Below are 16,951 nucleotides of genomic sequence, written 5' to 3' on the forward strand. Positions count from 1 at the left end.
CGCCTACCGGATCGCGAGCCCGTGGATGAGGCAGAGGCTCACCGCGACGAGGACGGCGAGCGAGGCGGTGACCGCCAGGGTCACGCGGCCGCCCACCCGGGCCAGCACGCGGACATCGACGCCGAGGCCGAGCGCCGCCATGGACAGGATCGTGAGCACGCCCGCGAGCTGGGTCAGCGGCTTCACGGCGGCGTCCGGCACGAGACCCAGCGAGCGCAGGGTGGCGAGCGCCAGGAAGCCGAGGATGAACCACGGCACCAGCTTGGTCAGCCCGGGCCGGGCCGGCGCGGGACGGGGGCCGGAGGGGTCGGTGGCCGCCTGCGGCAGCCGGGGGGCGATCAGCGAGAACGCCACCACCACGGGGCCGAGCATCAGCACGCGCACGAGCTTCACCAGGGTACCGACCTGGGTCGAGAGCAGGCTCACCGGCACGGTGGCGGCCAGCACCTGCGGCACGGCGTAGACCGTGAGGCCCGCGAGCACGCCGTACTGATTGTCGCTCAGGCCCGCCAGCGGCACGAACAGCGGCAGGCCGAGCACCATCAGCACGCCGAGGACGGCCGTGAACGCGATCGCGGCGGCGATGTCCTTCGGCTCGGCACCGATGACGGGGGCCACCGCGGCAATCGCCGAGTTGCCGCAGATGGCGTTGCCGCAGGCCACCAGGATCGCCATCCGGGCCGGCAGGCCGAGCGTCCGGCAGATCGCCACGCTCGCCGCGATGCCGATCACCACGGTACCGACGATGCCGGCCAGCAGCGCCGGGCCGGAGGCGAGGATCGCCCCGAGGCTCAGCGAGGCGCCGAGCAGCACCACGGCGACCTCGAGGAGCTGCTTGGCCGAGAACGCGATGCCGGTGCGGAAGCGCGCGTCCGGCGTCCAGGCGGTGCGCACCGCGATGCCGAGCAGGATCGCGAGCACCAGGGCCTCGACGTAGGGATGGCCGGTCGCCCGCTCCTCCAGCGCCTGCGCGGCCATCGCCACGGCGGTGATCGCCGCGCACAGGCCGATGCCGGGCAGGTGCGCGGTGCCGAGGCCGGACCCGGCAGCCGGGCGGGATGCGGCCGCGCTGGAGGGTGTTTTCGAGGAGGCGTCAGCGCTCATGACGGTCGCTCCCGGAGAACAGGCGGTCGGCTCCGTGCATCTCCCTCCCCCCTCTGCGGGGGAGGGTGGCCCCCAAAGGGGGTCGGGAGAGGGGAACCCGGTTTCCGAACGGGGCGCAACCTGCATGAAGGGCGGTGTTCCTTCCTGAACCGGCGCTCCCCCCTTGCGGGACTTCGTCCCGACCCGACCCCTGCCGACGCAGAGAGCGCCCGTCGGGCCACCCTCCCCCGCAGAGGGGGGAGGGAGGGCGCGTGGTAGCTCCGGGGAGCGCGCCAGCCCCGGTCACCGCAGGACCGACAGGTAGTGGACCTCCTGCGTCAGGCAGGTCGAGAGGCGCCATTCCACCGGGCGCTCCTCCAGGTCGATCGCGATACGGTCGATCTCCAGGGCGGGGGCGCCGGCCGGGGCCTGCAGCAGCTCCGCCTCGCGGGCGCCCAAAGCCACTGCCTTCAACCGCTCGTTGGCGGTCGCGATCGTGATGCCATAGCGGGTCGCGTACAGGCTGTAGAGCGTGTTGGGCAGCGCGAGGTCGGTGATGCCCGGGAACAGCGCTGCGGGCACGCTGATCGTCTCGGCCACGCAGAGCCGCGCATCGACGGCGCGCACGCGCTCGATCCGCACCACCCGGGCGGTGCGCACGAGGTCGAGCCGCCCGCGCTCGTCGGCGCTGGCGGCGGCCTCCGCGATCCCGGTGACACGGCTCGTCGGCAGGCCGACCCCGTCATTGTCCGGGCGCAGCTTCAGGAAGCGGAAGACGCTCTGCTTGTCGTCGTGGTCGGCCACGAAGGTACCGCGGCCCTGGCGGCGCACCAGCAGGCTGTCGGCGGTCAGCGCATCGAGGGCCTTGCGCACCGTGCCCTGGCTGACGCCGAGTTCGGCGGCGAGCTGCCCCTCGCTCGGCAGCATCTGGCCGGGCTGCCAGACCGCGTCGGCGAGGCGCTTCAGCAGCGTGTCGTAGACCTGTCGGTACAGTGGCCGGAAGCCAACGCCGCCGGGGCGTCCCGCACCTGCCTGCCCTTCGCCTGACCGTTCCATCGTGTGACGACGCTGAGCCCCATCTGCGGGCAGAGCGTCGAAGGTTGTGTCCAGCACCGCGCCCTCCTCTCGCTTACGTCGGCCCGCCGAGCGGGGCAATACGGGCGCTCCGCCTTACAGGGCCCGGATCTCGGCCAAAAGCGCATCGGCGACTTCGAGCCCCGCCTCGGCGGCCCGGCGACGCAGGGCCAGCCGGCGGCTGCCCGGCAGCCGGGCCCCGTCCTGCGCCTCGATCGCCGCGGCCAGCACCGCGAAGCGCTCCGGCGCGTCCGGGCTGAGCGCCGCCGCGTCGAGGGCGATGATCAGCTGGCCGGTGCCGGGCGGGTCGCCCGCGGCGTCGAGGAACGACGAGGCCTCCCCTGCAAAGCGCGCGCCGACGAGCCCGGCGGCCAGCAACTCGACCATCAGGGCCAGCGCCGTACCCTTGGCGTCGCCGAGCGGAACCATCGTGCCGTCGAGGGCGGCCCTGGCATCCGTGGTCGGGCGCCCCTCGGCGTCGAGGGCCCACCCCTCGGGGATCGGCGCACCGTTTTTGGCCGCCCCGACGATGTTGGCCCGGGCGACCTTCGACAGGGCGAGGTCGATCACGATTGGCGCCCGGCCCGGCAGCGGGCAGGCGAAGGCCAGAGGGTTGGTGCCGAACACCGCCTGCCGCCCGCCCCAGGGCGCCATGGCGGCCGGCGTGTTGGCGACGAGCAGCGCGACGCAGCCCTGCTCGGCCAGGGCCTCCACCGGCCGCCCGGCCGCGCCACAATGGTGCGAGCGGCGGAGGCCGGCCGCCGCGATTCCTTGGCTGTGGGCGAGGCCGGGCAGCGCCTCCAGGGCGAGGTCGAGGGCCGGGTAGGCGAAGCCGTGGGCGGCATCGATGGCGAGCAGGCCCGGCCGCGGCTGGTCCGCCCGGGGGACCGCATCGCCCGCGATCTTGCCGGCCCGCACCTGTGCACCGTAGGGCGCGACCCGCGACAGGCCGTGGCCCTTCAAGCCGTCCGCCTCGGCGCCGACCAGCGCCCGGGCGACGCTCCGCGCGGCGGCCCCGGCGGTGCCGCAGCGGATCAGCGCCTGGGCGGCCAGATCCTCGGCCTCCGGCAGGGGCAGGGCCGGCATCGGCTCAGCGCTCCGTCAGGTGGCGGCGCACGGCCTGCGCCGTGACGGACGAGACGCGCACGTTCGACTCCTGGGTCACCCCGGCGATGTGCGGCGTCAGGATCAGGTTCGGCACGTCGGCGAAGACGGCGCCGGCCTGCGCGTCGAGGGGCTCGCGGTCGAACACGTCCAGCGCCGCGCCGCCGAGATGGCCGGCGCGCAGCGCGTCCGCGACGGCCGCCTCGTCCACGATTCCGCCCCGCGCCGCGTTGATCAGGATCGCGCCCTTCGGCATTCGGGCGAGGGCGGCCGCGTCGATCAGGCCGCGGGTCTCGTCGGTGAGCGGCACGTGCAGGGACAGCACGTCGCTTCCGGCGATGAGGGCATCGAGATCCCGGTTCCGGACCGGGCCGTGGTCCGGGCTCCAGGCGGGATCCCCGGGATCGACGAACGGATCATGGGCCGCGACCTTCATCCCCAGAGCCGCGGCCCGGCGGGCGGTCTCCCGGGCAATCGAGCCGAACCCGAGGAGGCCGAGGTGCCGGCCGGCGATCTCGCGGCCCATCAGGGCGTTGCGCGGCCACGTGCCGGCGGCGACGCGCGCCGTCGCCCCGTAGGCGCCGCGCAGCAGCAGCATCGCGGTGGCCACGACGTATTCGGCTACCGCCCCGTCATTGGCGCCGGTCGCCGGGTAGACCGCGATGCCCCGCTCCCGGCAGGCTGCCACGTCGATATTGTCGAGCCCGACCCCGAGGCGGCCCACCACCTTGAGATCCCGCGCGGCTTCCAGCAGGGCGCCGCGCACCCGGGTCCGGTTGCGCACGATCAGCGCGTCGGCGCCGGCCAGCGCCGCCGCCAGCGCGTCCGGCCGGTCGACCAGCCCGGGATCGTACAGGGTGTCGAAGCCGGCAAGGTCCTCGGCGATCGCCGCCTCGTCCATGAACTCGCTGATGACGACCTTGGGCATGGTCTCTCCTCGTTCCCCTGTCGGTCCGGCGCCCGTCGCGCGGGCGCCGGGCTCGGCGTCAGGCGCTACGGTAGAGCTTCGTCATCACGAATTCCCGGTGGCCGAGGGATTCGGCCGCCGTGAGCCGGCCGTTGGCGGTGCGCACCACCATATCGATCAGCGCATCGCCGGCCTGCGGGATGGTCATCTCGCGGCTGAGCACACCCGAGACGTCGACGTCGATATGCTCGCCCATGGTGCGCACGGTGCGGGGATTGCCCGTGATCTTGATCACCGGGACGATCGGGTTGCCGATCACGTTGCCCTGGCCGGTCGGGAAGGTGTGGACCACGTAGCCGGCCGCCGCCATCAGGGTGACACACTCGGCCGCCGCCGAGGACGTGTCCATGAAGTAGAGGCCCGGCCCCTTGGCGGGCGCCTCCGCGGGCTGCAGCGCGTCGATGAACCGGCACTCATGGCCGATCTTTTCCAGGTTCCCGAGCGCCTTCTCCTCGATCGTGGTGAGACCGCCCACGATGTTGCCCTTGGTCGGCTGCGAGTCGGACAGGTCGTCGGTCTTGTGGGCCTCGATCACGTCGTCCTGGTAGGCCTTCCACATCGTGTACCATTTGTCGGCGATATCCGGGCTGATCGCCCGCTCGCGGCAGAGGTGCTCGGCGCCGGTGATCTCCGAGGTCTCGCCGAACACCCCGTAGATCCCGTGGGGGATCAGCTTGTCGTACATGTTGCCGACGGTGGGGCAGGAGGCGAGGCCGGTGGTGGTGTCGGACTCGCCGCACTTGGTGGAGACCCACAGGTCGGCGATCGGGCATTCCTCGCGCTGGAGCTCGGTCGCCCATTGCACGAAGCGCTTGGCTTGGTAGCTCGCCGTGGCGACGATCGCGATGTCGCCGTGGCCCTCGATGCCGAAGCCGACGACGGGCTTGCCCGTCCTGGCAATCCCCTCGACCACGCGGTTGGTCCACTGGTCCTCGATGCCGATCACCACGACGGCGGCGACGTTCGGATTCGAGCCGATGCCGATCAGGGTGCGGAAGTGGAGGTCCAGATCCTCACCGAACTGGAGCCGGCCGTAGGCGTGGGGCAGCGCCATCGTGCCCTTTATGGTGTTGGCGACGGCCTCGCAGGCGGCGTTGGAGAGATCGTCGAGCGGCAGGAGCACGACGTGGTTGCGCACGCCGACCCGGCCGTTCTCCCGGCGCCAGCCCATGAAGGTGGCGGACGTGTAGGTCTCCGAGGCGCGCGTGGTCGCGAGCGCCTTCGTGGCGAGTTGATCGGGGGCGCCGCCGACGAAGGGGCTGGCGATCTCGTGTTCGAGCGGAGCGGCTTGCCTAAACATCGTCACCTCACCAGCGCTTCGTTTTGACGTTGTGAACGTGGACGTGCTCGCCCTTGGCGACGTCCTGGATGACCTTGCCGATGTCCTGGCCGTACTTGATGGTGGTGTCGCCGGCCTTCAGGTCGGTGAGTGCCACCTTGTGGCCGATCGGGATGTCGTGGCGGACCTGGACCGCGAAGGTGGTGTCGTTCTCGGTGATCACCCCGAAGGCGTCGGTGTTGGCGCTCAGGCCCTCGATCACCGCGACGGCGACGTTGTCCTGGGGGGAATGGGCGAGAAGATGCGGCTTGCGGTGCCCCTCGCCGGACGCGGCGTGGCTGCTCATGCGGTCCTCCTGATGGTGGTGGTCGGCTTCTGGGTGGCGACGTATCTTATATAAGACTTATCAGATGCTGGGCGTCAACGACCGATTGTGCGGCGGCGGTGATTTCATTGGTTCGGGGCTCGGGGCACCCGGCCCTGCAAGGCGCGACGTGCCTCCTCTACCGTGCGGGAGAGGGGACCCGCGCCGTATTCTGCAACCGTATCGCGGCCCACACTGTGTGGGTCTGAAAGCTTTAAGAGGCGGGGCGCGCGCGCGGCAGATCCGGACAGCCTGTCCAGCACGCGACTGACGCCACCAGCGCGGGTCCGTCGGGGTACTTCCCCAGAAACAGGGCACGACGCTCGCAGCTTGCCTCGCACGCCAAGTCTTATATAAGATATAGACAAAAGGAGCCCGCCCCGGCGGGGCGCCGGACGGGAGGATGAGGATGGCGGTTGCCCAGGCGTTTGCCATCGGCCGGGCAGGGCGCGCCCGGTGAACGACACGCTCCTCCTCGTCCTCTGCGTCGGCTGTGCCGGCCTGGTCTCGGGGCTGACGGGCTTCGCGTTCGCGCTGATCGCCTCCGGCACGCTGCTCTCGATCCGCACGCCCGTCGAGGCGACCGCGCTGGTACTCGTCTGCAGCATCCTGGCGCAGGTGATCTCGATCCTGCGGCTGCGGACCTGGCCGCCGCGGGGCACCGCGTCCGCGATGATCCTGCCCGGCCTCGTCGGCGCGCCGATCGGCATCCACCTGCTGCACGATCTCGATCCGCGCCACATCAAGATCGCCATCGGCGCCTTCCTGGTGGTCTACAGCGGGGGCGTCAGTCTGCTGCGCGCCGAGTACCGGGTGGGGTTCGGCAATCGCTGGAGCGACGGCGCGATCGGCTTCCTGGGCGGGGTGCTGGGCGGCATCGCGGGCCTGTCCGGCGCCCTGCCGACGGCCTGGAGCCTCGTACGCGGCTGGGAGCCCCGCACCCAGCGGGCGGTCTACCAGTCCTTCACCCTGGTGATGCAGGTCTGGGCGCTGGCGATCCTCGTCGCCCTCGACCCGATCCCGCCCGACCTCGTCGGCGATCTCGCTTTGGCGCTGCTGGTGGTGCTGGTGAGCGTGCTGGCCGGGCTCGCGCTGTTCGCCCGGATCGACCAGCAGCGCTTCCGCACCGTGGTCCTCGCGCTGCTCGCGGCGATCGGGCTCACCACCACCGCGCTGGCGCTGCCCGGTCTGCTGCCTGGCTGAGCGCGGGCGGACCGATGCCTGTTTCGGAGGCCAGCGTCTGGGGTCTGAACCCGATCAGCTTGCGCGTGAGATGGCTGCTATCGAGCCATGCCGGCCGTTACGATGACCGTCGGCGCTTCCCCAAAGCGGTCATGAATCGGCGTCCCTGCACTTGTGGGCCAAGGTGATATCCGGCGGCGTTACCACGGCTGACCATCACCGAACGACCAATCCTCCTTGTCGACAAAGACCATGTTGATCATGATGTCGTCAGGTCGGATCCCCAATTTAGATTTCAGTGCGTCGGCAACAGAACGGTAGAAGGCGAACTTGGTGTCCTTCTTGTTTCCGATGGTGCTCGTGACTTGGATCAAAATGAAGTCCGGAGACCGCCTGAAGCCAAGAAATTGCGGATCCTATACAAGGTTATCCGCTTCGTGCTCGCCGATCACGACGAAGCGGTCGCCATCGGGCGCTTCGAGGATGTCGACGATGCCTCGATAGACGATGTCCGCCACGGCAGCGCGGTACGCGGGGCTTTTCCCCTGGATCAAATCGATACGTGCAAAAGGCATGATGACCTCCTCGGGCGGGATTGCGGTCGGACCCCGGCCGGGACCGACCGCTCGGCGCTCACGTCCGGTTGTCGATCTCCGGCACGCCGCTGCTCCTGTCCGCATAGGCGGCGATGAAGGTCGGCCGAGACTGCCAGCGCTGCCAGAAGGCATCGAGATGCTCGAAACGCTCATCGAGCGGCGTGGCGTTCACCGGGAACTTGGAGAACGCGATGGCCGTCGCCAACGTGATGTCCGAGAACGTCGGCTGATCGCCTCCCAGCAGCCACGCGCGGCCGTCGGAGAGATGCCGATCGACCAAGCCGGCATGCGCCAGTGCCACCTTGCGGGAGTGCTCGCCCCAGGCTGGATTGCTGGTCAGTTCGAGCTTCGGGCCCAGGCCCTGATGCAGGACATGGAATGCCGTGACGATGGGATAGAGGATGTGCACCCACACCCGATTGTCCCACATCTGATCGAGGCCACGCTCGTGCGCCGTCTCGCCCATGATCTTGCGGCCTTCGAACGTGTCGTCGAGGTAGCGGGCGATGGCGGAGGTCTCGCTCAGGTAAGAGCCGTCGGCGAGCGCGAGGGTCGGTGTCTCGCCCCAAGCGTTCATTTTCAGGTGCTTCCAACCCCGTTGCTCGCCGACCGGTGACATGTCGTAGACCGTCTCGTCGAAGTGACCGGCGATGCCCTTCTCGTGCATGAAGATCCGCAGGCGTTGCGGGTTCGGGAAAGCCGAGGGGGAGGTGAAGAGCTTCAGCTTGTCGGACATCGTGGTCTCGCTTCCCTGAAATTTAGCCTGTCTGCCATATGACAGACAGCAAGCTAGGGGCAATCTCTTGTGCCGTCAACCCCTGTCTGCCATATGACAGGTGGAGGTCGAGAATGGCAGCGACGTTGAAGAGGGATGTGCGTGAGGCGATCCTCGTGGCCGCGCGGGAAGCCGCGATGGCTTATGGCTACGGCGGCATCAATTTCCGCGACCTCGCGGAGGCCGTTGGCATCAAGGCCGCCAGCATCACCTACTACTTCGCCAACAAGGCCATCCTCGGCGAGGCCGTCGCGCGCCGCTATTGGGAAGACATTGCCCGCGATCTTGAAGCTATCTCAACGGATGCGCAAAGCCCGATGGAAGCGCTGCGGCAATACCCCAGCATTTTTCGCCTCTCCCTGGAGCACAACAATCGCATGTGCCTCAGCAGCTTCATGGCGACAGAGTATGACGCGTTGCCTGAGCAGGTTCTGAAGGAGGTCCAGTCTTTTGCAGACGTTAATACGGCCTGGCTCAGCGAGCAGCTTGTTGCTGCAAAACACGTTGAGCCGAAGGACGGGGAGACGAGAGCCCGTGCCATCTATGCTGCTGTAGCCGGAGCTCAGATCATCGCTCGAAGCCGTTCGGACATAAATCTGTTCGACGCGTTGGTCAGGAGCTATCAGGAGGCGGGACTCTTGCCGAACTGATCTAAAGCACGCACGCAAACAAAGTCTGCTTCTATGCTTCGCCCACCGTGAGCGGTCAGGCGGCAATCCACCCTTCCCGGACATCACCAAGGCCAAGCTGATAGAGGTCAGACCTCAGCCGGCCCGACGGATCATGGGCGCCGGCACGCTCGCGATCATCACGTTGATGCAGGCCGGCAATCCGCTGGCATGGGCCGCCTCCAGCGCCGCCGGGAGGTCGGCGGCCCCGGTCACCAGCGCCCCGAAGCCGCCGAGCGCCTGGACCACCGCGTCGTAGCGGGTCGGGAGCAGGTCACAGTGGCGCGTCCGTTCGGAGCCGTAGCTGCGCAACTGGATCTGGTGCTCGGCGTTCCAGCGCGCGTCGTTGCCGACCACCGCGATGAACGGGATGCCGTAGCGCACGGCGGTGTCGAACTCGGCCATGTGGAAGCCGAAGGTGCCGTCGCCCAGGACCGCGACCACGGGGGCGCCGGGGCGCTCCAGCGCGGCCGCGATCGCGAAGGGGATCGACGCGCCGATCGTCCCCGAGACGCCGTTGATCAGCCGGCGCCCGGCGCCGACGAGGGCCTGCGGCCATTGGCCGATCTCGCCGCCGTCGCAGATCAGCGTGCCGTCCCGATGGTGTTCCAGGAAGGCGTCGACCGCGCGGCACAACTCCACCGGGTGCAGGTTCCCGTCCTTCCCACGTAGATCCGCCCAGCCGGCCGGCCGGTGGGCGAGGGCGGCCCGCGCCTCGGCGTGCCACGCGTCCCGGCGGCGCGGGCCTCCTCGGGCCGTCAGAGTCGCCAGCACCGGCCGCGGATCGGCGAGGCCCGCAACGGCGAGCCGCTCGGCTGGAGCGCGGGCAAGGAGCGTCGGATCGGGATCGACGATGGCGAAGCGGCAATCGGGCGCGAGGGCGGGCGCCGCGCCGAAGCGCAGGGTGAAGTCGAGCGGCTTGCCGAGGAGGACGAGGAGGTCGGCCCGCGCCAGGATTTCGGCGAAGGCGCCGAGCGCCGGATCGTTGATCCCGCGCGGGCTCTCCATGCCGACGACCGGCAGGCCGAGGGTTTCCGCCAGCGCCGCCATGGCGGCCCGGCCGGAGGCGTCGCACAGGGCGGGCCCGCAGGCGACGAGGGGGCGTTCCGCGCCGTCGAGGGCGGCGAGCAGATCGGCCACGAGATCCGGCGCCGGCTCGGCAAGCTGGATCGCGGCCGCCGCCCGGTCCGGGATCCGGACCGAGGCGGCGGGGACGGCCGTCTCCAGCAGATCGATCGGCAGGCTGAGATGGACCGGGCCGGGCCGCCCCTCGCGGGCGATCCGGACGGCGCGGGCAAGATCGGGGGCCAGCGCCGCGACCGAACCGGCGGTCCAGGCGGCCTTGGTCATCGGCCGGGCGATGTCGGCCTGGGCCAGCTCCTGGAAGGCGCCGCGCCCGAGTTCGGACAGGCCCGCATGGCCGGAGAGCAGCAGCACCGGCGACTCCGCCGCCAGTGCCGTGGTGAGCGCCGCCGCGCCGTTGGTGTGGCCCTGTCCACCCGTGACCAGCGCGACCCCGACCTCGCCGGTCAGCCGGCCCCAGGCGTCGGCCATGTGGACGCAGGCCGCCTCGTGCCGGGTATGGACGAGGGCGATCCCGGTCTCCAGCAGCGCGTCGAAGACCGGCATGATGTGGTTGCCCGACAGGGTGAAGATCCGGGTGACGCCGAGCGCCTCCAGGGTCCGGGCGACGATGTCGGCACCGCGCAGGGTCTGCATGGACGGGCTCTCCTCAAGCGGCAGCGTCGAGGAGCGAGCCGCCGGGCCGCACATGCGTGAAGTGCACCGGCTCCATCGCGAGGTCGAGCGCCCCGCTGCGCTGGCGCACCACTGTGTAGTGCGAGGTCGCGAGATCCGAGGCCTCCGGGAAATCCTCGCGGAAATGGGCGCCGCGGCTGTCGGTGCGGGCGAGGGCCGCCCGGGCGACCGCCTGCGAGACCAGGACGAGGTTCTCGAGGTTCAGGCGGTCCATCCAGGTCAGCGCGTAGCGGCGGTCGCCGTCCGGCGCGCCGGCGCGGGCGACCGCGTCGGAGAGCCCGTCGAGGGTGGCGAGCGCCCGGGTCAGGCCGGCCGCGTCCCGCAGGATACCGACATCGGCCCACATCGTCTCGTAGAGCGCCTCGCGGATCTCCGGCAGCGACCCGCCCGGCCGGCCGAGCGGGCCGTAGGCGCGGGCGAGGCCCGCCTCGATGGCCGTGGGGTCCGGGTCGGCGAAAGAACCCTCGCGCCGCACGGCGCGGGCCATGGATTGGCCGGCCAGCCCCCCGAACACCGTGGAGTTCGCCACCCCGTTGCCGCCCAGCCGGTTCGCCCCGTGGACGCCGCCGGTATCCTCGCCGGCCGCGAAGAGGCGCGGCAGAGCGGTGGTGCCGTCGACCGCGAACTGGATGCCGCCCATCATGTAATGGGCCGTGGGGATGACCTCGACGAGCCCCCCCGCGAGATCGAAGCCGCAATCGGCGCAGCGCTCGACCATGCCCTTGAACCGGCGGCGCACGTCCTCGGGGCCGAGGTGGCTCATCCGGATGTGGACGCCGCCGCTCGGGGTGCCGAAGCCCTCGCGCAGCCGCCGCATGATCGAGCGGCTGACCACGTCCCGGGTCGCGCGCTCGGCCCGCGGGTCGTAGGCCTCCATGAAGCGCTGGCCGGTGGCATCGAGGAGCCAGCCGCCCGCGCCGCGCAGGCCCTCCTCAAGCACCGTCCCGGTCATGCGGGTGCCGGCGCCGGCGAGCAGCCCGGTCGGGTGGAACTGCACCATCTCCATGTCGCGCAACGGCAGCCCGGCGCGCAACGCCATGGCGAGTCCGTCGCAGGACTTGTCGCCCGACGGCGTGTGGTACTTGTACATGGTCGGCCCGCCGCCGGTGGCGAGCAGCACGGCCCTGGCCCGCACCAGCTTCGGCGCGCCGGTGCGCATGTCGAGCATCAGCACGCCGGCGAGCCCCGAGCCGTCCCGGGCCGGGATCAGCTCCAGGGCGCGGTGATCCTCCAGGCGGCGCACGTCCCGGCGCCAGACCTGCTCGGCCAGGCGGTTGATGATCTCGATGCCGGTGAGGTCGCCCTTGTGCACCGTCCGGTCGAAGGTCTGGCCGGCAAACGCCTTCTGGTGGACGCTGCCGTCCGGGTTCCGGTCGAAGAAGCAGCCGAGCTCGGTCTCCAGCTCGCGGATCCGCACCTGCGCCTCGGTGACCAGCGTCCAGGCCAGCGCCTGGTCGTTCAGCCACTTGCCGCCCTCGATCGTGTCCATGAAGTGCCGCTCGACCGAGTCGCCCGGCGCCAGCGCCACGTTGTAGCCGCCCTGGACCATGCGGGTGCAGCCGCACTTGCCGAGGAGCCCCTTCACGGCGATCGTGACGTCGAGGTCGGGCGCGACCTTCTTGGCGTGGAGCGCCGCGAACAGCCCGGCCCCGCCGGAGCCGAGGATCAGGATGTCGGTCTCGACCGGCTCGGGGCTCATCGGGCGTCTTCCAGGGAGGCGATGACGGCGTCGCGCCGGGCGGCCACGTCGCGCTGCACCTCGGCGAAGAGCGAGCCGCCATGCGAATCTATGCCGACCAGCAGCGGCCCGAAATCGCGGATCGCGAAGTGCCACAGGCTCTCGGGGTGAAGATCGTCGAGATCGACGTCCACGATCGTCTCGATCCAGGTGGTCTCCAGCGCCGCCGCGCCGCCGACGATCGCCAGATAGGCGCCGCCGCGTTTGGCGAAGGCGTCGAGGGTCGCCGGGCCCATGCCGCCCTTGCCGACGATGAGGCGTACGCCCTCGCGTTCCATCAGGGCGTCGGTGAAGCGCTCCATGCGCATCGACGTGGTGGTGCCGATGCAGAACGGCGCGTAGCCGACCGGCGCCGCGTTCGAGACCGGGACGCGGTGGACGTTCGGCGCGGTGTGGATCACCGCGTGGCCGTTCAGGTCGAGCCGGGTGCGGCGGTCCCGGTCGAACATGTGGATCAGGGTCGCGTCGCGGATGCCGAACAGCCAGCGCCGCAGGGTGACGGTGTCGCCGATCCGGAGCGCCCGGATCTCGGGCTCAGTGGCCGGCATGTCGAGGACGTGGTGGGCCACGGGGTGCTCCTCAATCGAACGCGATGCCGCCCGGCGTGATCGTCGCACGGGCGCGGCGGGCCGAGTGGCACTGGATGTTCACGGCGACCGGGTTCTGGGTGATGTGGGTCGCGGCGAGCTCGACATGGACGGCGAAGCTGGTGGAACGTCCGCCCAGCCCCTGCGGGCCGATGCCGAGCGCGTTCACGGCGCGGGACAGATCGGCCTCGATCCGGGCGCCCTCGGGATCGGCGCAGACGGAGCGCAGCGGCCGGGTCGCCGCCACCTTGGCGAGGTGCATGCACAGGTCCGAGGTGCCGCCGAGTCCGACCCCCACGATGGTCGGCGGGCAGACCCGGCCGCCCAGTTCGATCACCCGGTCGATGACGAAGCGCTTGGCCGCGCCGATCCCGTCCGAGGGCAGCAGCATCTGCAGGAACGAGCCGTTCTCCGACCCCGAACCCTTCGGGATCATCTCGACCGCCAGGGTCTCGGGCCGGTCGTCGAAATCGATATGGATGATCGGCACCCGGATGCCGCAGGAGGTCTGCGCGTTCTGGCGGGTGATCGGGTGGACCACCGAGGAGCGTAAGGAGAACTCCTTGGTCGCCCGCTCGCAGCCGCGCCGGATCGCGGCCTTGAGCGCGGCGCCGTCGACGCGCACGTCGGCGCCGATGACGACGTTGTAGATCGGGATGCCGGTATCCTGGCAGAGGATGTTCTTCGTGCGCTCGGCGACCGCGACGTTCTCCACCATCGTGTCGAGGATGGCGCGGCCGGTGGCGCTGGTCTCGGACCGCCGCAGTTCGGCGAAGCCCGCCTTGATGTCGGGCGGCAGGATCTTCAGGGCGCGGACATAGAGGTCGCGGCAGACGGCCTCGAATTCGCGGATGTCGAGATCCATGGCGGGGCTCCGCTGGCGAGGGGCGGGGGATCAGGCCCCGCTGAGGAGGAACAGGAGGCCGACCGCGAAGGCGGTGGCGAGGCAGCCCGAGACGACGCGGGCGGTGGGCTCGCGGTAGCGCAGCCACTCGATGGCGAGCACCCGCAGCCCCAGCGCCATGTGGACGGCGAGCGCACAGACGAGGCCCCATTCGCCGGTGCGGACGAAGCCGTTCTGGGTCAGGCCGAGGAAGCTCTCGAACCGGTCGGCGCCCTGCAGCGCGGTCCCGAGCGCGATGAAGTGCATCGGCAGGAACAGCGCCAGGGCGATCCCTGAGAGGCGATGGATCAGGGCGGCGGCGTAGCCCGGCCGGCGGAGGGACGTGCGGACCATCCTGCGCGTCATGCCCCGTACACCGCCAGCGCCGCCCGCAGGCCGAGCCCGGCGAGCAGGCCTGAGAGCGCGATCATGCTGAGATCGAGGAAGCGACCGCGCCAGCGCGTCCACTCGCGCAGGATGCTGCGCAGGCCGATCGGGGCGTGGATCGCGGCGGCCAGGACGAAGACCGCGTAGAACACCAGGAAGGCGAGGTTCCCCTGCGTCCGGCCCAGGATCTCCCCGGCCGTGAGCCCCCCGCGCACCGCGTAGAGGATCGTGCCGAGATGGACCGCCACCGTGACCGCGAGGATCGCCGCGGTGCCCCGCTGGGCGAGGTACAGGAGCGGGCTCATCCGCGCCTCCAGAACCGGCGCAGCGCCGCCTTGCCGGTCTCGCGCTTCAGGCCGGCGATCGCGAAGGTCGGACTTAAGCCCTTCGGGCAATGCTCGGTGCAGCTCATGTGGCTGTGGCAGGAATGGCAGCCGGCATCGCCCGCCACCGCGGCGAGCCGCCCGTCCCGGTCGCGGTCGCGCACGTCGTTGACCAGCGTCCAGGCCCGGTTGAGGGCCGCCGGTCCGAGGTAATCGGGGTTCCACGTCACCAGATCGCAGGCCGCGTAGCAGACGCCGCAAGCGATGCATTCGATGCCGGCATCGACCTCCTGGCGTGCGGGTGAATCCGGCGCGACCGCCACGAAGTCGTCGGGCGGGTTCTCGCCCGGCTCGAAGAAGCCGTGGGCCCGGCGCCACTTCTCGAAGAAGGGCTCCATGTCGACCGCGAGGTCCTTCACCACCGGCAGGTTGCGCAGGGGCTCCAGCAGCAGCTCCCCGTCCGGCGCCACGGTGGCGACCCGGGTGCGGCAGGTCCAGCGCGGGCGCCCGTTCACCGTCATCCCGCAGGAGCCGCACATGCCGACCCGGCAGGCGAAGCGGTAGGCGAGGGTCGGGTCCTGATCGCGCTGGATCTCGGTGACGACGTCGAGCACGGTCTGGTTGGCGCGGCGCGGCACCACGAACTCCGCGACAGTCTCCCCCCGCCGGACACGCACCCGCAAGGCCCCGGTCGCACCCGGCCCGACGGCGGCGTGATCGACGCGCGCCGTCACCGCGTGATCGCCTTCGGGGCGCCGCTCGCGTTCGGATCGGGGAAGAACAGCTCGCTCTCGCTGGAGGCCGTGGCGGAGACCAGACCGGCGCGGTTCATGTAGGCGAGGTAGGCGAGCATCCGCTCGGGCTTGGTGGTCCAGGCGTTCTGCGGCGCGCGGATGATCGCCACGGCCTCCGCGGGCGAAATCTTCGCCCCCTCCGCCTTGATCCAGAGCGCCGCGGCCCGGGCCGGGTCATCGCGGATCAGTGCGAGGCTCTCCTCCAGCGCCGCCCTGAAGGCCGCCGTGACCGTGGGGTTGTCTGTGACGAACCGGCTGGTCGCCCAGACGAGGTTGAAGGTGTGGGGGCCGCCCATGACGTCGTAGCTGTCGAGCACCTTGCGGGCGCGCGGGTCCTTCAGCTCCATCTCCTGGAAGGGCGGTGAGCCGAAATGGGCCGTGATCTCGGAGCGGCCGCCCATCATGGCAGTCTGCGCGTCCGGATGCCCCATCGAGACGGTGAGCGGATCGAGCTTGCCCTGCTGGCCGGGGCCGAACGCCTTCTCGGCGGCCATCTGCAAGGTGATGGCCTGGATCGAGGTCTTGGCGGTCGGCAGGGCTATCTTGTCCTGGGGCCCGAAATCCTTGATCGACGTGACGGCTGGATTGGTGGTCACCAGCCACAGCGGCATGGCGTTCAGCGCCGACACGCCCTTGACCTTCAGATTGCCCTGCGTCCGGCCCCAGATCGTCAGGAACGGGCCGACACCGCCGGAGGCGAGATCGAGATTGCCGGACAGCAGGGCCTCGTTCATCCCCGAGCCGCCGGTGAAGCGCAGCCACTCGGCCTTGATGTCGAGGCCGCGCTGCTTGGCCTGCTTCTCCAGCAGGCCCTGCTCCTCCATCACGGTGAGCGGCAGGTAGGAGATCCCGAACTGCTTGGCGAGCCGCACGGTCGAGACCTCGGCCTGGGCGGCGCCTAGCGCTCCCCACAGGGCCGCGAGCGTCCCGACGAGCCGGATCATGCCCCGTGCCGTCATGGCGGTTCCTACCCGTCTGCGCGCCGATCTTGGCCGAGCCGTCGGCGTCGGACCGAGGATACGCTCCCGGTCGTGCCTGTCAATGCTCCTATGTCATATATATGACTTGCTCGAAGGCGCTTGAGACTGCAAGCGGCGGCGATAATCTATCATTTGTAGGACTGATTGAAGCCGGAGCGGACCTGGCTTGAAACAGGATACGCCACACCCTCGGCATCGCGCGTGCCTGGAGCCGTCGTGCCTGCACCGACGATACCCCTTTGCCGGAGACCCACAGCGTCATCTCCGCGCACGGGCGGATGCCCCGGTGGCATGATCATGTGCCGTGCATCGTCACCCGACCGGATGTCGGCTGGCGTCCGGTCACAGCACGAGGTTCGGCTCAATGCGCGGTCGCCGCTGCGCATCGGCGGGCGGGATGGGAAGGGAC

The 16,951-nt window shown here is 70.5% G+C and carries 18 protein-coding genes and 1 pseudogene; 2 read left to right on the top strand and 17 right to left on the bottom strand.

Annotated features, from left to right (window positions below):
- Positions 1 to 3: 3 nt before the first annotated feature.
- The 6 genes from MKK63_RS11605 to MKK63_RS11630 all read right to left on the bottom strand — a co-directional run bounded on the left by MKK63_RS11605 (position 4) and on the right by MKK63_RS11630 (position 5,853).
- On the bottom strand, positions 4 to 1,104 hold the full coding sequence (locus MKK63_RS11605) for a YeiH family protein (RefSeq protein WP_244001791.1): 1,101 nt from the start codon (positions 1,102 to 1,104) through the stop codon (positions 4 to 6).
- Between the two features lie 282 nt (positions 1,105 to 1,386).
- On the bottom strand, positions 1,387 to 2,196 hold the full coding sequence (locus MKK63_RS11610) for a GntR family transcriptional regulator (RefSeq protein ID WP_244001793.1): 810 nt from the start codon (positions 2,194 to 2,196) through the stop codon (positions 1,387 to 1,389).
- Positions 2,197 to 2,253: 57 nt separating this feature from the next.
- The gene (locus tag MKK63_RS11615) at positions 2,254 to 3,243 is read right to left on the bottom strand and encodes an Ldh family oxidoreductase (RefSeq protein ID WP_244001795.1); all 990 of its coding nucleotides are present in this window, start codon (positions 3,241 to 3,243) and stop codon (positions 2,254 to 2,256) included.
- A 4-nt stretch (positions 3,244 to 3,247) separates the two neighbouring features.
- Entirely contained in the window at positions 3,248 to 4,189 is a 942-nt protein-coding gene (locus MKK63_RS11620; RefSeq protein ID WP_244001797.1) for a hydroxyacid dehydrogenase, read from the bottom strand.
- Between the two features lie 58 nt (positions 4,190 to 4,247).
- Positions 4,248 to 5,528 (bottom strand): UxaA family hydrolase, encoded by a 1,281-nt coding sequence (locus MKK63_RS11625; RefSeq protein WP_276081773.1) that lies wholly within the window; start codon positions 5,526 to 5,528, stop codon positions 4,248 to 4,250.
- Positions 5,529 to 5,535: 7 nt separating this feature from the next.
- Entirely contained in the window at positions 5,536 to 5,853 is a 318-nt protein-coding gene (locus MKK63_RS11630) for a UxaA family hydrolase (protein ID WP_244001799.1), read from the bottom strand.
- A gap of 474 nt (positions 5,854 to 6,327) precedes the next feature.
- On the opposite strand from MKK63_RS11630, the gene MKK63_RS11635 reads away from it, so the two are divergent.
- Positions 6,328 to 7,074 carry a sulfite exporter TauE/SafE family protein gene (locus MKK63_RS11635; RefSeq protein WP_244001801.1) on the top strand — a complete coding sequence of 249 codons (747 nt, stop codon included), beginning with the start codon at positions 6,328 to 6,330 and terminating at the stop codon, positions 7,072 to 7,074.
- A gap of 179 nt (positions 7,075 to 7,253) precedes the next feature.
- Here the strand turns inward: MKK63_RS11635 and MKK63_RS11640 are convergent.
- The 3 genes and pseudogenes from MKK63_RS11640 to MKK63_RS11650 all read right to left on the bottom strand — a co-directional run.
- Positions 7,254 to 7,457, bottom strand: a pseudogene (locus MKK63_RS11640) (tautomerase family protein); the annotation flags it as partial.
- Positions 7,458 to 7,469: 12 nt separating this feature from the next.
- A complete protein-coding gene (locus tag MKK63_RS11645) occupies positions 7,470 to 7,628 on the bottom strand; it encodes a tautomerase family protein (RefSeq protein ID WP_244001805.1) in 159 nt (52 codons plus the stop codon).
- A 58-nt stretch (positions 7,629 to 7,686) separates the two neighbouring features.
- The gene (locus MKK63_RS11650) at positions 7,687 to 8,385 is read right to left on the bottom strand and encodes a glutathione S-transferase family protein (protein WP_244001807.1); all 699 of its coding nucleotides are present in this window, start codon (positions 8,383 to 8,385) and stop codon (positions 7,687 to 7,689) included.
- Positions 8,386 to 8,498: 113 nt separating this feature from the next.
- Here MKK63_RS11650 and MKK63_RS11655 point away from each other — a divergent pair, with 113 nt between their 5' ends.
- Positions 8,499 to 9,074 (top strand): TetR/AcrR family transcriptional regulator, encoded by a 576-nt coding sequence (locus MKK63_RS11655; protein ID WP_244001809.1) that lies wholly within the window; start codon positions 8,499 to 8,501, stop codon positions 9,072 to 9,074.
- Between the two features lie 114 nt (positions 9,075 to 9,188).
- On the opposite strand, the gene MKK63_RS11660 is transcribed toward MKK63_RS11655, so the two are convergent.
- The 8 genes from MKK63_RS11660 to MKK63_RS11695 are packed head-to-tail and all read right to left on the bottom strand — an operon-like array spanning position 9,189 to position 16,521.
- Positions 9,189 to 10,811, bottom strand: coding sequence for a thiamine pyrophosphate-binding protein (locus MKK63_RS11660; protein ID WP_244001811.1), 1,623 nt, complete (start codon positions 10,809 to 10,811; stop codon positions 9,189 to 9,191).
- Between the two features lie 13 nt (positions 10,812 to 10,824).
- Positions 10,825 to 12,549, bottom strand: coding sequence for an L-aspartate oxidase (locus tag MKK63_RS11665; protein WP_244001813.1), 1,725 nt, complete (start codon positions 12,547 to 12,549; stop codon positions 10,825 to 10,827).
- Positions 12,546 to 13,157 carry a fumarate hydratase C-terminal domain-containing protein gene (locus MKK63_RS11670; protein ID WP_244001815.1) on the bottom strand — a complete coding sequence of 204 codons (612 nt, stop codon included), beginning with the start codon at positions 13,155 to 13,157 and terminating at the stop codon, positions 12,546 to 12,548. Before MKK63_RS11670 ends, MKK63_RS11665 begins: the two co-directional genes overlap by 4 nt.
- A 10-nt stretch (positions 13,158 to 13,167) precedes the next feature.
- Positions 13,168 to 14,040, bottom strand: coding sequence for a fumarate hydratase (locus tag MKK63_RS11675; RefSeq protein ID WP_244001817.1), 873 nt, complete (start codon positions 14,038 to 14,040; stop codon positions 13,168 to 13,170).
- 30 nt (positions 14,041 to 14,070) lie between these two features.
- Entirely contained in the window at positions 14,071 to 14,412 is a 342-nt protein-coding gene (locus MKK63_RS11680) for a succinate dehydrogenase (protein WP_244001819.1), read from the bottom strand.
- A gap of 8 nt (positions 14,413 to 14,420) precedes the next feature.
- Entirely contained in the window at positions 14,421 to 14,750 is a 330-nt protein-coding gene (locus MKK63_RS11685; protein ID WP_244001821.1) for a succinate dehydrogenase, read from the bottom strand.
- Entirely contained in the window at positions 14,747 to 15,502 is a 756-nt protein-coding gene (locus MKK63_RS11690; protein WP_244001824.1) for a succinate dehydrogenase/fumarate reductase iron-sulfur subunit, read from the bottom strand. The genes MKK63_RS11685 and MKK63_RS11690 overlap by 4 nt, the downstream gene beginning before the upstream one ends.
- Positions 15,499 to 16,521, bottom strand: a complete 1,023-nt coding sequence (locus tag MKK63_RS11695) for an ABC transporter substrate-binding protein (protein ID WP_244001825.1) — start codon at positions 16,519 to 16,521, stop codon at positions 15,499 to 15,501. Before MKK63_RS11695 ends, MKK63_RS11690 begins: the two co-directional genes overlap by 4 nt.
- Between the last annotated feature and the right edge of the window lie 430 nt (positions 16,522 to 16,951).

Origin of the sequence: Methylobacterium sp. J-088, assembly GCF_022829295.1 — a bacterium.
GTDB lineage: Bacteria > Pseudomonadota > Alphaproteobacteria > Rhizobiales > Beijerinckiaceae > Methylobacterium.

Coding starts and splice junctions, on each gene's coding strand:
- MKK63_RS11685 (WP_244001821.1), bottom strand. CDS start 14,750: ATGAGCCCGCTCCTGTACCTCGCCCAGCGGGGCACCGCGGCGATCCTC.
- MKK63_RS11695 (WP_244001825.1), bottom strand. CDS start 16,521: ATGACGGCACGGGGCATGATCCGGCTCGTCGGGACGCTCGCGGCCCTG.
- MKK63_RS11660 (WP_244001811.1), bottom strand. CDS start 10,811: ATGCAGACCCTGCGCGGTGCCGACATCGTCGCCCGGACCCTGGAGGCG.
- MKK63_RS11625 (WP_276081773.1), bottom strand. CDS start 5,528: ATGTTTAGGCAAGCCGCTCCGCTCGAACACGAGATCGCCAGCCCCTTC.
- MKK63_RS11675 (WP_244001817.1), bottom strand. CDS start 14,040: ATGGATCTCGACATCCGCGAATTCGAGGCCGTCTGCCGCGACCTCTAT.
- MKK63_RS11655 (WP_244001809.1), top strand. CDS start 8,499: ATGGCAGCGACGTTGAAGAGGGATGTGCGTGAGGCGATCCTCGTGGCC.
- MKK63_RS11645 (WP_244001805.1), bottom strand. CDS start 7,628: ATGCCTTTTGCACGTATCGATTTGATCCAGGGGAAAAGCCCCGCGTAC.
- MKK63_RS11620 (WP_244001797.1), bottom strand. CDS start 4,189: ATGCCCAAGGTCGTCATCAGCGAGTTCATGGACGAGGCGGCGATCGCC.
- MKK63_RS11680 (WP_244001819.1), bottom strand. CDS start 14,412: ATGGTCCGCACGTCCCTCCGCCGGCCGGGCTACGCCGCCGCCCTGATC.
- MKK63_RS11650 (WP_244001807.1), bottom strand. CDS start 8,385: ATGTCCGACAAGCTGAAGCTCTTCACCTCCCCCTCGGCTTTCCCGAAC.
- MKK63_RS11630 (WP_244001799.1), bottom strand. CDS start 5,853: ATGAGCAGCCACGCCGCGTCCGGCGAGGGGCACCGCAAGCCGCATCTT.
- MKK63_RS11605 (WP_244001791.1), bottom strand. CDS start 1,104: ATGAGCGCTGACGCCTCCTCGAAAACACCCTCCAGCGCGGCCGCATCC.
- MKK63_RS11665 (WP_244001813.1), bottom strand. CDS start 12,549: ATGAGCCCCGAGCCGGTCGAGACCGACATCCTGATCCTCGGCTCCGGC.
- MKK63_RS11615 (WP_244001795.1), bottom strand. CDS start 3,243: ATGCCGGCCCTGCCCCTGCCGGAGGCCGAGGATCTGGCCGCCCAGGCG.